At 69.6% G+C, this 14,660-nt stretch carries 10 protein-coding genes; 1 reads left to right on the forward strand and 9 read right to left on the reverse strand.

The window, feature by feature from the left end:
• Positions 1–205 precede the first annotated feature (205 nt).
• Positions 206–853 carry a phosphatase PAP2 family protein gene (locus BJZ21_RS21485; RefSeq protein WP_179664631.1) on the reverse strand — a complete coding sequence of 216 codons (648 nt, stop codon included), beginning with the start codon at positions 851–853 and terminating at the stop codon, positions 206–208.
• A 322-nt stretch (positions 854–1,175) separates the two neighbouring features.
• On the opposite strand from BJZ21_RS21485, the gene BJZ21_RS15830 reads away from it, so the two are divergent.
• Complete coding sequence (locus BJZ21_RS15830) at positions 1,176–1,931, forward strand: glycoside hydrolase family 12 protein (RefSeq protein ID WP_218851520.1); 756 nt, start codon at positions 1,176–1,178, stop codon at positions 1,929–1,931.
• A gap of 34 nt (positions 1,932–1,965) precedes the next feature.
• Here BJZ21_RS15830 and BJZ21_RS15835 read toward each other — a convergent pair whose 3' ends face one another.
• The 8 genes from BJZ21_RS15835 to BJZ21_RS15870 all read right to left on the reverse strand — a co-directional run bounded on the left by BJZ21_RS15835 (position 1,966) and on the right by BJZ21_RS15870 (position 14,421).
• Positions 1,966–3,174: a hypothetical protein gene (locus tag BJZ21_RS15835; protein ID WP_179664632.1), complete on the reverse strand. Its 1,209-nt coding sequence runs from the start codon at positions 3,172–3,174 to the stop codon at positions 1,966–1,968.
• Positions 3,171–4,649 (reverse strand): GumC domain-containing protein, encoded by a 1,479-nt coding sequence (locus BJZ21_RS15840; RefSeq protein WP_179664633.1) that lies wholly within the window; start codon positions 4,647–4,649, stop codon positions 3,171–3,173. Before BJZ21_RS15840 ends, BJZ21_RS15835 begins: the two co-directional genes overlap by 4 nt.
• On the reverse strand, positions 4,646–6,214 hold the full coding sequence (locus BJZ21_RS15845) for a Wzz/FepE/Etk N-terminal domain-containing protein (RefSeq protein ID WP_179664634.1): 1,569 nt from the start codon (positions 6,212–6,214) through the stop codon (positions 4,646–4,648). Before BJZ21_RS15845 ends, BJZ21_RS15840 begins: the two co-directional genes overlap by 4 nt.
• Positions 6,214–8,220 (reverse strand): alginate lyase family protein, encoded by a 2,007-nt coding sequence (locus BJZ21_RS15850; protein WP_179664635.1) that lies wholly within the window; start codon positions 8,218–8,220, stop codon positions 6,214–6,216. The genes BJZ21_RS15845 and BJZ21_RS15850 overlap by 1 nt, the downstream gene beginning before the upstream one ends.
• The gene (locus BJZ21_RS15855) at positions 8,217–10,385 is read right to left on the reverse strand and encodes a bi-domain-containing oxidoreductase (protein ID WP_179664636.1); all 2,169 of its coding nucleotides are present in this window, start codon (positions 10,383–10,385) and stop codon (positions 8,217–8,219) included. Before BJZ21_RS15855 ends, BJZ21_RS15850 begins: the two co-directional genes overlap by 4 nt.
• 20 nt (positions 10,386–10,405) lie before the next feature.
• On the reverse strand, positions 10,406–12,316 hold the full coding sequence (gene asnB, locus BJZ21_RS15860; protein WP_179664637.1) for an asparagine synthase (glutamine-hydrolyzing): 1,911 nt from the start codon (positions 12,314–12,316) through the stop codon (positions 10,406–10,408).
• A 75-nt stretch (positions 12,317–12,391) separates the two neighbouring features.
• Positions 12,392–13,459: an NAD-dependent epimerase/dehydratase family protein gene (locus BJZ21_RS15865; protein ID WP_179664638.1), complete on the reverse strand. Its 1,068-nt coding sequence runs from the start codon at positions 13,457–13,459 to the stop codon at positions 12,392–12,394.
• A gap of 44 nt (positions 13,460–13,503) precedes the next feature.
• Positions 13,504–14,421 carry a phytanoyl-CoA dioxygenase family protein gene (locus tag BJZ21_RS15870; protein WP_179664639.1) on the reverse strand — a complete coding sequence of 306 codons (918 nt, stop codon included), beginning with the start codon at positions 14,419–14,421 and terminating at the stop codon, positions 13,504–13,506.
• Positions 14,422–14,660 lie beyond the last annotated feature (239 nt).

The raw sequence follows: 14,660 nt of genomic DNA on the forward strand, positions 1-14,660 counted from the left end.
GCACCTCATCGGCGGCAGGGACGACCTCGGCCTCACGCGCGAGGTCGGGCGGCGAGACCACCCTTGACCCGCGAACAGCCATCTGCATCGAGCTTCCCCCCTGGACCACGTGAACGAAAGGCTCCGGATGCAACTGTTGTGGCGCTTCCACCACTTCGCGGCCAACGGGCGCCGCAGACCCCTAAGTTGGGTACGGGTCGATCTGTCAGGGCTTCTCGGCCACGACGGACCGAGGCCGGCCGTTCTCCTCATCCCCGGCGACGCGTGGCTCCGTGACGAGGGTGCGGAGCGGCAGCGAAGCCGCCCAGCAGATAAGCGCGACGGCGAGCAGGGCTCCACCCAACACGTCGGTCAGCCAGTGCGCGTTCGAGTACAGGAGCGCGGCGGCCATCACTGCCGGGGGGATGGAGACGATGACCCAGTGCCACCACCGGGTGCGCCTCCAGCACATCAACGCGACAAAGGCCAGGCAGACGGACAGAGCCACGACGTGCCCGGACGGGAAGCTACCTCCTGTGGAGGGTACGTCGCCGGTCGGGTCAGGACGATGCGTCAACACCTTGACCGCAATCGTGGCACCCATGCTCGCGGTCGCCACGAGCGCGGCGTACCAAGCCGGCCGCCAGCTGCGGCGCCGCAGGCAGAGGACGACTGCCACGAGGCCCAGAAGCACGTAGGAGCGACGCGGCTCGAGCCCGTCGATGACAGGCCCGAGAAGCACCTGAGTCGCACCCCACTCGTCGTGGGGCCGGAACCAGTCGGCTGCCCGCCGGTCCCACGACTGGGTCAAGCCGGACTTCACCGCGACCAGGACGACGACGAAGGTCCCCGCTGCGACGAGCCCCGCACGCACCTGTCTTCTCGCCACGACGACATGTCGACCGGGGCCGCACCTGCCGCCCCTTCCGCTCATGCGCAACATCGTGTGGCCCACCCGTAGCCGTGTCCAGATCAGTCATCAATGAAGGGGACGGGCTCGCTCGCCGACTCCCAGGCCGCCGATACCTGCCACTGCGGAGGGCAGACGTCGGTCCGCGCAGCCGAGCTGTCGTGCGCACGTCCGGGGGTCTCGCGATTCCGTCGACGACGTGGCAGCATGGGGCGCCTTCCCGCCCCGGCGAGCCGACGTGCCGACCGGGCGGACGACGAGCACATCAGCCGTGGAGGGTCCCGGAGTGAAACGCCTATCTGTCGTGTTGGCACTGGTCGCAGGTCTTCTGCTCCCACTCGGGGCCGCTGACACCGCCACGGCGGCCGCGTGCACACATCCGGAGTACGTCACGTCGAGCCCCGACGGGATGTGGGGCAACCGGGGGTACTGGGTGCACAACGACATGTGGAACGCCTCGTCCTACCACGTGTCCCAGACCCTCTCCGCGTGCTCGTTCCGCAACTGGAAGGTCACCGCGACCGCTGACAACTCCAGCGGAGACGGCGCGGTCAAGACCTACCCCAACGTGCACAAGGACTTCCACAACTGGTCCACCGGCCACGAGCCGCGTCTGCGCTCCTTCTCCCACATCAGCAGCACCTGGGCAGCACGGACGCCGCACGTCGGCGTCTACGACGCCGCCTACGACATCTGGCTCAACGGTGTGCCCGGCGAGCACGAGGTCATGATCTGGACGGAGAACTTCCACCAGGTGCCTTCCGGCTCAGGCGCCTCCCACGTCGCGACCCGGCGCTTCGGGGGTCATCGCTGGAAGGTCTGGGCCACCGACGACAACGGCTACATCGCGTTCGTGCCCGCTCACCGCCTGACCCACGGCAAGCTCGCCCTCAAGAAGATGCTCGACTGGCTGGTGGCACGCGGTCACCTGCCGCACGATGTCACGCTGGGCGCGATCGACTTCGGCTTCGAGATCGTCTCCACCGGGGGCAGCCCCGCCAGGTTCAAGGTCAACGACTTCTCGCTGACCACCCGACGCTGACTCACGGAGCCCGGCTCCGGCTTCGTCCGCCGGTTCAGATCTCGCTGCCCCGTGATCGGGTCAGCGCAGCGGACGCGACGGCCAGGTCGAGGAGCGTCCCCGTAGGACCACTCATGCCTGTCTGGGTGATCGAGCTGAAGATCGTGTAGACGACGAGGAAGATCGCGACGGCGGGGCCGGGTCCCGACGGCCTCAGGAGTGCGGTCACGAGCAGGATGATGAGCAGCACCGCCTCGATGGCGACACCGACCAGTCCGAGATCGAGGTACGTGCCGACCCAGTTGCTGTCGATAGGGAGCCCGTTGTAGGACAGGTTGGACATCCCCGATCCGAAGACCTCCTGGGTGGTCGGCCGCGGTTGCGACAATACAGCCGACCAGACGCTGGTGCGTCCGGTCAGTCCCGCCGCCTCGTTGGAGGTCTGTCCACGCAGGAACCAGCTCACCAGCTCGGAGGTGAAGACGGCCAGAACGGTCGGCGCGACCAGCACGCCCCACATCCACGTCCGGCGTGCGCGGGAGCGTGCGAGCAGCAGGCTGGCCGAGGCCAGGACGAGTGCCACGGCGCCGCCCACGAGCGCCGTCCGCGTGTGGGTCGCGACCAGCACAGGAACGGTCAGGGCGAGAATCGGCGCGGCATGGCGGCCAGGCACCACCCGGCACATCCAGAGCAGGACCGTGATTCCCATCAGCACCGACGCGTAGTGCGCGACCTCGGTGGGGAAGATCGGCCAGATCACGCCCGCCAGTCGGCCCTCGAAGGAGAAGGCCCGTCCAGGTGAGACGACGGCACCGACGAAGACCGAGGCGATGATGACCGCGAGGCAGTTCCGGTGACAACGCAACAGCGCCAGGTCACGGCGTCCCCAGAACGGGCTGAGCAGCCACAGCACGAGCATGAACCCGGCGAACCTGGCCGCGCGGAACGTGGAGCTCAGCATGAACGTGTTGTGTGGACTGACCATCAACGCCAGCGTGCAGAGCACGGCGAACAGCACCACGTAGACGTTGGGCCGCAGCAGTCCCCTGGGGTTGGCGAGGAGAGCGAACAGCAGCGCGAGCGGCAGGGCGCCCTGCGAGATGAGCTTCCCCATCAGGTCTGGAAACGGGATGAGGGCCAGTGCGCTCGAGAACGGCATCACGTTGAGGAACAGCGCTGCCCACGCCAGCAGGAGCCACCGGTCGAGGTGCGGGGCCGAGGCGGCCCGTCGTGTGTCTCCTCGTCCGAGCATCACGACGGTCATGTCGCCGGCTGTGCCTTGGCCATGGGTATGTCGCCGCCGAAGCTCTGGTCGGACTTGTCGGCACCCACGACCATCACGAACTCGACGGTCAGGCCGGCCGCTCGCGCGGCCCTCGCGACGGTGTTCAGGCGCTCCGTCGTGGACCGGCCCGCTTTGACGAGCACCACGCAACGCGACGACGTGGACTTCACGTGCCCCAGTCCTCGACCGATCTCGAAGGGCGTGAGGCTGAGCATCACGTCCGCGACCGCATCGACGGTCGGACCGGTCACCACGGCGATCCAGCCCGCCGTCTCCTCAGCCTCAGCATCGGCCTCAGCCGAGGCCGGCGATCCCAGCTCCTGCGCGAGCAGACCGGTTCGGGCGAGGTCGACCGCGAGCACCGACGTCTCCGTGCCGAGACGCCGCGCCAGTCCGGCGAGCACCTTCGCGCCCTCCCGCTCGCAGTCGACGCTGATCAAGCCGAGCCTCCGGGGTGGCTTTCCGCCGGCCGGCAACGCCGTCTCCAGGCCGTCGACGAGCAGGTCGAGTGCAGCGGCATCACGCTCCCCGCGGCGCCTCCTGGGCGCCACCGGGCCGGCGCTGAACTTCACGGGGACACCCATGGCCAACGCGACGTCGGCACGACTTCGCAGGCGACCGGTCGTGACGGCGTACACCATGACCGCCCCGAGCCCCACCATCAGACCACCGATCAGCCCGGACCCCAGGACCAGGACGGCGCGCCGGAGCGGCGACTGCGGCACGAGGGCGGCCTGGTCCAGCACCCGACTGGCCGTGACGACTGCGTCGGCCTCGAGCGTGTCGTTCTCGATCTGGTCCTGCAGCTGGGTGATCTGGCCGATCATCTGGCCCCGTCGGGCGAGCACGTCCGCCGCTTGTTGGCTGTCCTCGCCCCTCGACGTGATCAGGTCGTACTGGTGCGTGAGGGCGTCGGCCTGGGTCTGCAGCGCAGCGATGCGCTTGCGGTAGCCCTCGGTGGCGGCCCTGGACTGCTGGGTGAGCTGCTCCTGCCGGTAGCCCAGGTACGTCTGGCCGAGCAGGCGCGCCCGGCGTACGGCGTCCTCCGGGTTCGATCCGTTGATGTCAACCTGCAGCACGCTGGAGGTCGCCGGCTCGGTGAGGATGCTGCTGAGCAGGTGGTCAGGGGACTCGTCGGAACCCAGCTCGTCGGCCAGCCTCTGGGCCACGGCTCGGGTGTGGAGCAGCCTGACGTCGGTCGCCATGGCGGTGTCGGGCTGCGTCGTGGGGTCGTGCGCGAGCAACAGGGTCACGGTGCCGATGCTCTGTGGAGGGATCAGGACGAGCCAGCACAGTGCGAGGGCGGACCCGAGAACGGTGCTCCCGACCCAGACGTACCAAAGCCTGCGCAGCGTGGCCCGGACGAACGCGAGGCTCATCGTGCCACCGGCCGGCGCCACCTCGGGGTCACGACGCCCGACGGTCTCGTCCTCGATGTGCCAGGTCGAGGTCATGACGCCCCCCCTTTCCACGACGAGTCACGCAGAGAGACCGGACGCGGTCCGCTCCCCCGGGACGGCAGGGGCTGCTGCTGCAGTCGCTCGTGGGGCAGCTGCCTCCCCGTCGTCTTGTCGAGGGGGTCCGGATCGGCGACCAGCACCCCGGAGATGCGGAAGCCGGCCTCGTAGGCGACCACGGCCGCCCGCGCGAGGTCTTCGGAGGAGGCCGCCCGGGAGGAGACGGCCAGCACGACGATGGCCGAGCGATGCAGGGGAGGCATCTGGGGAGAGCGCCGGTCGAGCACGGACACGAGCACCGTCAGCTCCGCCGGATGAGTGGTCTGACGCCGGGACGAGACCCTCAGGTGCGGACGGATCTCCTCGTTGCCGGCGGAGGAACAGGCGGCCCACAGCGCCGCCGTCGCGTCCCCCTGCTCGGGGACCAACCTCGTCGAGATGCCGATCGAGGCGGCGTACGACGCGACCTGCGGACCCAGGGACAGGGCCCGGGGGTCGTCCTCCAGACTCAGGACGCACAGCCGGTGCCCGGCAGTCGACACCTCGCCGGCGTGGGTCTCGGAGTTGCGCATCGCCAGGTCGTCGAGCCCCAGACCCGCGAGCGCCAGCCTGACGGTCCATCCCTCCGCCACGCTCGGGGTGTAGCGCTCGAGGAGAGAGCTCCAGGCGGCCACGCTGCGCGGGACCTGGCTTCTGAGAGAGGCGATCACCTCGCTGCCGATCGCGTCGGCGATCTCGTCACGGGTGCCGAGCTTGGCATCGCGCCGACCCAGGCCGACCATCACCACGATGGAGAGGGCGACCGCGAGTGCCGCACCTCCCACCCCTGCCATGAGGTACCAGAGGACCAGCCGCGGTCGCTTGGCCGAGCTGCCGTTGTCGAGGATGTGTCCACCGGCGCCCCCCGACGCGTCCGCCATCTTCGTCTCCAGCGAGTTGATCTCCAGCACCAGGGCGGTCTGCTGGGCCGTCAGCTGCGCCAGCGCACTCGCGTCCCGCCGGGCGACGGTCGAGTCCGCGCGCTCGGACTCGAGTCGTCTCTGTGCTCGTGCGACCTGGATCTCGACGTCGTGCAGCGTCTTCTGCAGTGCGTCGCGGCGGTTCCGCAGCCCGACCAGCTCGGCGCTGGACAGTGAGCTCGGCGCTTCTTGCTGGTAGGCGATCTCCGCCTGGGCCACGGCTCGCGCAAGCGCCGTCGCCGCCGCACCCGACGTGCCGTGTGCGGTGATGTCGAGCACGTCCGGAGTCGGTGCACTCACCGACACCAGGCTGTGGACCTCGCGCCGCGAGAGCGCGGGCGACACAGCGCTGGCCGCCGGTCCGAGCACCGCGTCGCTCTCGGCGATGCTCACCTGTGTGCTCGCCTCCCAGGCCGTCTGCTCACCGTTCGCCTGGATCTGGCGCACCGGGAGCAGCACCTTGCTGGTGCTCGTGTAGAGCGGTGGCTTCCAGGTCACGAATGCGACGCCCAGCAGTGCGCCCAAGATCGCGATGGCTGCGAGCCAGCGCCGTCGCCGACGGATGAGGGAGAACGCGGATCTCACGTCCATCTGCTCTGGCATCAGGCCCTCCTGACCGCGTCGAACTGGACGGTCGTCTCGAGCACTTGACCGGACCAGGTGCCGACGCCCTCCAAGGTCGTGATCGGTTGCCGGACACCGAAGCGCGGGGAGTACCAACCGAGGATCGGGGCGATCTCTCCGCGGTGCGCCGACCAGGCCAGCTCAGTGGGCAGGGACAGTGCCGCCCCGCCCTGCACGCCGCCCCTGCCGGTCCAGGTCAGCTCGGCCCGGCACCCGTCTAGGCTCACCGTCACGGCGGGGCCCAGGTGGAGGTGCAGACGCACCTCGTGCCCCTCGCCCGACCCGATCCGGTCCGCGATCGTGAGTCGGCGTGCGGACTTGTCCAGACCGACCGTGCGCTCGTGCACGGGCGATCCTGCCAGGCGACCGTAGCCGTGGTGGCGCGCCTGCCAGGTCGACACCTCCGCGTCGAGACCGCTCTCGACCACGTGGTCTACCGGCACCGCCGTGCTCCAGAGGAACGGTCCCCCCTCACGAGCCTGTGACGTCCGGTCCAGCTCGACGGTGTTGTGCGCTCGAGTGGACCGGAAGTAGCTCCGCCACGCCGGTTCACCGTGATAGCAGTACGTGCCCGGATCGACCAAGACCTCCACCCCGTCGTGCCGCACCTCGACGGAGAGTGCGTCGGCGTGACCGTGCGCCGCGATGGACAGGAAGCCGAGTGGGCCGCCGTCGCAACGGCACCAGATCTCGGGACCTCGGTCAGGGTCAGTGGAGAGGATCGTCAGGCCGGCGCCGGCGAACGAGCGCGGACGGACCGGTGCCCGGCCCGGAGCTTCCCGGGGGTTGCCGAGGAGGCTCCCGAGCACGGCACCGAGCACCGTGGGTCGGGGTTCCGGCCACCACGGCCGGGGACCGACGACCGAGGCGCCCCAGCCGAGGAGACCGGTCCAGGAGGCCTGGTCGGGTTCGTCTACGACGAGTGCGCGGCCTTCGTCCGCGTCGCCCTGCCGCGGTGGTCTCCCCGCCGCGTCGAGGATCGCGGCCGCAGCATCGAAGCTCTTCGCCAACCTCTCCCAGACCTCCGCGGGCAGGTCGTCGCCATGGGTCGACGCCTCCACCGCCGCGACCGTCACCAGCTCGGTGACGAAGCGGTGGTAGTCGGTGGCCAGCTCGCGGTTCAGCCCGTCCTCCCACGTGTTGTCGAGGAAGTGACCGGTGAGCCGCGCGCCGGCGTCGCGGCGCCATCGGTCCGACTCGGCGTACCAGGGGAACGCGCACGCCGCGACCAGGCGGCCGGCCTGCTCGGCGACCGCGTGGTTGTTGGCCGAGGATCCGCGGCTGGGGAACCTGGCGAGGTACTGCTGGTGCCACCAGATCTGGAGGAGCGCGTCCTGGTTCGACTCGAACAGGTCGCCGACCTTCGGCCAGCTGTCCAGGAGGCGCCGCACCCAGGCCCACGAGATGAGCCGGACGCCGAGCTCGATCCCACTGGTCCAGTGCACACCGGTCAGGAAGGGGTTCGATGCCCACCAGGAACGCAGCTGACGGTCGACGAGCTCGGCATACCGCTCGTCCTCGGTCAGCCAGTACGCCGCGGCGAGCACGGTGAGGTGGTGGTGTCGCGAGAGCTCCCACACGGCCTTGACGTTGCCGGTCTCGGTCTCGTCTCGATGGTCGATGCGGAAGGCCGACGTGTCGTGCGGGGCACGCCTGCCCGTCACCGGGTCGAGGAACCAGTCCGGGGAGACGATGTCGAGGCGCGCGACCCCGAGCACGCTCCAGTCGCCGGCAAGCAACCTGTTCGCGGCATCGATGACCTCGAGGCGCGCCTGGACGGGCAGTGTCGTGCCGCTCTCCAGCGGAACGGGCACCGGACCCGGGCGATCCGCCCGCAGGCCGGGGACCGTCCCGGCGTCGTGGCCGACCCGCACGCGTCGGGATGTCCACACGCGTCGCAGCACGAGATCGCGGGTCCTGCTCGCCATCTCGGTCGCAGACATCCGTCGCAGGCGCCTGGCGTACCACCGCAGGTCGAAGCTCATGGCGAGAGGACCTCCCCGGAGGTACCGCCACCGATCGCCAGGGTGGCCCGGGTGGTCGCGAGAAGGGACTCGATGCTGATCGGCATGTCCCCCCCACCGGTCACCGCGTCGACGAACGCCGCGATCTCCCGGCGTTGTCCCTTGTCCGCCGTCCACGCGCGCCTGGTCGTCTCGCGGCCCGTCCCCCAGACGGACAGCTTCCGGAAGTTGTCCAACCGGGCGTTGGCACCGGCCCCGGAGACATCGAGGGTCTCCTTCGGGAACCGGGGACTCCCCGTGGTGACGTAGGCGATCGACCCGGTGGAGCCGTCGGGGTAGACGAGGAGTGAGTGGACGTCGTCCCCATGCACGGAGGAGTGGACTGCGACCGGGTCCTGTCCGACGACCGCCGACAGCGTGTCGACGAAATGCCCTCCTTCACCGACGAAGCGGGAGCCTTCGGCCGGGTCGAGATACCAGTTCTTCGGATCCATTCCACCTGCGTTGACGAGGTATCGCATCGAGAGCGGCCCGCGCGAACCGCGCAGGTGACCGGTCAGCTCGGCGACCAGCGGCGCGAACCGCCGGTTGAACCCGACCATGAGCCGGTCGTTCCCGGTGCGCTCGACCGTGTCGACGACCCGCTGGAGCTGGGTCGCATCCAGCGCCAGTGGCTTCTCCACGAAGACGGCCTTGCCGGTCTCGAGCGCGCGGCACACGAACTCGGCGTGGGAGTGGTGCCTGGTGACGACGAACACCGCGTCCACCGCGGGATCCGAGAGGACGTCGTCGGCCCGGGTGCTCACCCGTTCGAAGCCGAACTTGCGTTGGGCGTTGATCGCTGAGAGCGAGCGGGTCGTGGCGACCGAGGCCAGCTCGACACCCTCCTGGGCGGCCAGGTGGGGCAGCAGCATGGAGGTGGCATAGCTGCCCGCACCGATGAACCCGACGCGGAGCCTGTCACCGGTCGCGCGTCGGCGCGCGGCCACGGTGTGCGTCGCGCGCGGTAGCGCGGAGGGGCTGGGCCGGGCGTCCACGGCAGCCGCTCGATCGCCTTCGGGATAATGCAGGAGGTGTCCGATCCCCTCGAGCGTGCCGTCGCCGAGCCTGGCGTAGACCTGGGTGGCCTCGTCGACGTCGTGAACACTCGAGACCAGGGCGGACAGGTCCAGCTGTCCACCGGCGACCAGGTCCAGGAACGACGCGAGGTTCCTACGCTCGGTCCATCGGACGTAGCCACCGGGGTAGTCGATCCCCTCTAGCTCGTAGCGATCGTCGTAGCGGCCGGGTCCGTAGGATCTCGAGAAGCGGACGTCGAGCTCCTTCTCGTAGTAGTCGTTCCAGGGCAGATCGAGCCGGGTCTTGCCGATGTCGATGACCCGCCCGCGGTCTCGCGCCAGTCGCACGGCGACTTCGACCGGCTCGTTGGAGGGCCCGCCGGCAGCCAGGAACACGTGGTCGCACCCGAGCCCTTGGCTGTTGTCCCGGGCGACCTCCTCCACCAGCCGGACACCTTCTGCGGTGGGACTGGCGCAGGCGAGCGCCCCTGCCTTCTCGGCCATGCGACAACGCGCGGCGACCGTGTCGAGGCCCACGACCTTGACCCCGGCCGCCACCAGCAGACGCACGACGAGCTGCCCGATCAGGCCGAGTCCGATCACACAGGCGACCTCCCCCAACTGCGGCTCCGCGCGACGCACGCCCTGCATGGCGATCGCGCCCACGGTCGAGAAGGCGGCCTGCTCCGGCGGGACACCGTCCGGGACCCGCACGCAGAGGTTCACCGGCACCCAGTTGAGCTCGGAGTGCAGCGCGAACTCGTTGCCGGCGGCGGCGACGATGTCGCCGACGCTGAGGTCGAGGACACCCTCACCGACCTCGACCACCACGCCGCACAGCGAGTAGCCGAGCGGGGTGTAGCTGTCGAGCTTGCTCATCGCCTTCTGGTAGGCGGCCAGCGGGCCCTGCTGCGCCACGGAGTCGAGCACCTTCTTGACCTGGTCCGGTCGCGCCCGTGCCTTGCCGATCAGCGAGAGCCGGGCCTCGGAGACCTTCATCAGCTCGGTGCCGGTCGAGATCAATGAGTACATCGTGCGCACCAGCACGCCCCCCGGGCGGCAGGTGGGTGCCGGCGCGTCGAGCACGACCAGCTCACCGGACTTGTAGTTCTGTGCGACCTGCTTCATCGTTCCCCCCACACCCGCCCCTAGACCGCTCGTACTCCGGCGGCCCGGGCCTGCTCGTACCAGATCTCCAGGCTCAGCAGCTGCCATACCTGTTTGGAGAAGTCCCGTCGTCCCGATCGTTGGTCCGCCACCAGCCGCGCCAGCGGCTCTCGTCGAAGCACCCCCGTGGCGACCAGCTCCCCGTGGAGAAGGACGTCGTCGACGATCTCGGACAGGTCGTTGTTCACCCACGCGCGCAACGGGACTCCGAACGACGCCTTGGGCCGGTCGATGATCTCGTCCGGGAGCCAGTGCCGCGCCACATCGCGCAACGCCGCCTTCTGGCGCCGCCCACGGATGCGGTCGGACTCTCCGAGCGAGAACGCGGCCTCGAAGACGTGGGGGTCGACGAAGGGCACCCGGACCTCGCACGAGGCCGCCATGCTGGAGCGGTCGGTGTAGGCGAGGTTGAGACCGGGCAGGAAGAGCCGGCTGTCGGCCAGGCACATCCGCGCCACCGGGCCGTCCAGATCGTTGTCTTCGTAGATTTCCCGGTGCCCCGCCACCAGCTGGTCGACCTGGGGGCCCCACGAGGGGTGCAAAAGCCCAGCGAGCTCGTCGGGGGCGAACATCGTGTAGCTGCGGCGGAATGCCTCTTCCTCGCCGAGCTCGGCGAACGAGAGGAACCGCTGGGCCCACCGGACGGTCCGAAGGCCACGACGCCCCGCGATCACCGGAAGCCGGTTCGTCAGGTCCGCGACGCCTCGTCGAGCCAGCCCGGGAGCTCGCTGGTAGCGCAGGGCGAGCAGACAGGCCAGGTGCTTGCGGTATCCCCCGAACAGTTCGTCCGCCCCCATCCCGGAGAGCAGCACCTTCACTCCCGCCTCGCGGGCGCTCTCGCACATGAGCAGGGTGTTGATGGCCGCAGGGTCACCGATCGGCTCGTCGAGGATGTCGACCACTCGCGGCAGCACGTCCACGACGTCGGGCGTGATCTCGATCTCATGCAGGCGGATTCCCAGGTGTTGGGCCATCCGGCGGGCGTACCGAGCGTCGTCCGGCATCGCTTCCAGGCGCTGATCCGCACCCCGGAACGCTATGGAGTAGGCCTCGATGCCCGGGTGGTGCTGGTGCGCGATGGCGGTGATCAGGCTCGAGTCGAGGCCGCCGCTGAGGAATGACGCCACGGGCACGTCCGACACGAGGTGCGCCTCGACCGAGGCTTCGACGACCGCTCGGAGGTCGCGCGCGCCTCCTCGGGCCGCGCGTGCCGAGATCTCTGCCGGATCCCAGTATCGGCCGCTCTCGCTCGTGCCGTCGGGGCGATAGACGGTCCACGACCCCGGGGGGTGTTTGGACACCTCCTGCACCGAGGTGATCTGGTCTGGCAGCCAGTAGTAGAGCGCCGAGGCGGCCAGCGCCAGAGGGTCGACCGACAGCTCCGGTCCGACCGCGGCAACGATCGCCTTCAGCTCGGAGGCGAACAGTATCCCGGCGCCTCTGCGCATCACGTACAACGGTTTGATCCCGAGGGGATCTCGAGCCAGGGCCAGCTCGTCGGTGGCAGCGTCGTGAATGGCGAACGCGAACATCCCCCGGAATCGCCGTAGCCCGGAAGGGCCCCATGCGCGCCAGGCCTCGAGCACCACCTCGGTGTCCGAGCTGGTCGCGAACGCGACTCCGGATCGCTCGAGCTCGGCGCGCAGCTGGCGGTAGTTGTAGAGCTCGCCGTTGTAGGAGATGGTCAGACCGTTCTTGGTGAACGGCCCGTCCGCCGCCGAGGACAGGTCGATGATCGAGAGCCGGAGGTGGCCCAGCACGACGCTCGCGCGGGGATTGACGCTCTCCAGGACCGCGGACGCGTCGGGGCCGCGATGTGCCTGGCGCTCCACCATGACCGAGGTCAACAACTTGCCCTCGGGCTGCTGGTAGGCACCCGCGATGCCGCACATCTCCTCATACCCCCCTTGGGCCCGGATGCCGGCGGCTGTCGGGGCGGGCCACGACGAGGAGAAGACCGGGAGTCCTCACTGGCTCCCCCGGTCCGCGCCCGCCGGGCCGCGGAGGCCGGCCTCGTCCTGGGTGCGGCGCAGCTGCTCGTCCAGCAGGCCCTCGCCCTTGAGCCGGTTGATCCGAGCGAGGCGCACGAAGGTGTGCTCGAACTGCGCGGTCGTCAAGCCGTGGCGGTTCATGTCGGCGGCGAGCTCGTCGATCCCGGCCGCCACCGTCCACAGCGGCCTGAAGTCCGGAAGGCGCTCGCTGATCTTGCTGAAGTCGACGCGGTAGTCCCTCTTGTCGGCGGAGGCGCCCTCCGCGAAGGTCACGGGCGCTCCCGTGCGCTCCGCGACCGCGGTCGCGATGGTGCGGATCTGCACGACGTCCTCGTCGCGACCGACGTTGAAGGCCTCGTTGTGCACCACCTCGCGATCGGCCGCGAGCACGGCGAGGAACGCCCGCGAGATGTCCTCGGCGTGGACCAGCGGCCGCCAGGGCGACCCGTCGCTCTCCAGCCGGACCTCGCCCCGGGTGAGCGCAGCACCGGTCAGGTTGTTCACGACGATATCGGCCCGGAGTCGCGGGCTCGAGCCGTAGGCAGTCGCGTTGCGCAGGTAGGTCGGGCTGAAGGAGTCGTCGGCGAACTTGCCGATGAGCTGCTCGGCCATCACCTTGCTCTCGCCGTACGGCGTGACCGGGTTGAACTCGCTCTGCTCGGTGACCGCGGCGTCTCCCGCGGCGCCGTACAGGCTGCACGACGAGGAGAAGACGTAGCGGGCCACCCCGGCCTCGCGGGCGACCTGGGCCAGGTGCGCCGCGCCGTGCGCGTTGACGGAGTACGTCGCCTTCGGGTTGAGGTGTCCGACCGGGTCGTTGGAGATCGCCGCGAGGTTCACCACCGCCTCGAAGCCGTCGAGGTCCTCCGGCCGCTGATCACGGATGTCGCCGGTCCTCGACTGGTAGCCGGCCGGCTGCGGACCGAAGTCGCAGCCGTCGTACCAGCCGGCGTCGAGGCCGACGACGTCGTGACCTGCCCCGATCAGCATCGGCACCAGCACTGCTCCGATGTAGCCACGGTCCCCCGCGACGAGAACACGCATCGATGACCCCGTTCTTCCGTTCGTGTGGGCCGAGCCGAGGTGGCTCAGCTGTTGTAGATGGCGTACTCGAGCAGCTCGTCGGGCACGCCCGCGTCGTACGGCGCGATGACCTCAGCGGGCAGTCGCTCGAGATCGGAGACCCGCAGGTAGTCGCGCATGGTCGTACCGGTGCAGCGCGAGTCGACGTTCGCGGCGCCACGGCCGGCCTCGACATCGGCCCGGTGGACGACGCGGAAGTCGACGCTGATCCTGGTGCGCCCCGACGTGTTGGGCACCGAGGAGTGCAGCTGTGCCCCGGAGAAGACCATCACCCCTCCCACCGGCGGCACCGGCCGGATCTGCGGGTCGAGGTCGATCTGCTCCTCCGGCTTCGGCTGGTCGCGGCTGTCGACACCGATCTGAGACGCGGCGATGGCGCGGCTGTCGCGGTTCCAGGCGTAGTAGTTGTAGCGGTCGCTGCCGTTGGCGATGCCTCGGTCGAAGTACTGCGGGTGGAAGGCGACCACGTTGTCCGGAGACACGTCGTAGATGGGGAGCCACCAGTTCAGCTGCATCATGGGCGCGGAGTACCAGGTGTCCCGGTGCGGGTGGAAGGCGTAGGCGATGCCGGTGGTCAGGTAGTCGTCGGACGTCGACGTGCGCAGCCGCGGCACGTCGAAGTAGGTCAGCTCCGGGTCGGCGCCGTGCTCGACGAGGATGGCCCGCAGGTGCCTCTTCGACTCCGGGTGGTGGATGAACGTCGGCTTGAGCCGGGACAACACCGCGGCGTACTCGTTGACGTCCAAGTCGTACTGCGCGGTCTCGGGGTCGCGACCGTTGAACGCCTCCTCGATCATCCCGCGGGTGAAGGAGACGAAGGCCTCGATGGCCGGCGAGTGGGTGTGCACCACGATGTCGCCGGAGTAGAGGGCGTGGCGACGCTCGTCGTCGGTGCACGTCGGATCGACGATGACACTGGTCACGAAAGACTCCAAGGGCTGAGGACCGGGAACTTGTTCACTCGTCGGATCACACCCGAGTCACGGCCGATGAGAGCCGGATGGCCGGCGGGTTACCTGACTTTGGGGAGCAGCCCCCGGCCCCTCCCCAGCGGCCGGATCGAGACGCTCGTCCCCTCGGCGGTTTGCGGCAGCGCGAGAGCGGCGAGCGCGACCTGTCCGACATCCTCGGGCTGACCGGGCCGCTCCCGCATTCGGGGTAT

This window comes from Nocardioides panaciterrulae (assembly GCF_013409645.1).
GTDB lineage: Bacteria > Actinomycetota > Actinomycetes > Propionibacteriales > Nocardioidaceae > Nocardioides > Nocardioides panaciterrulae.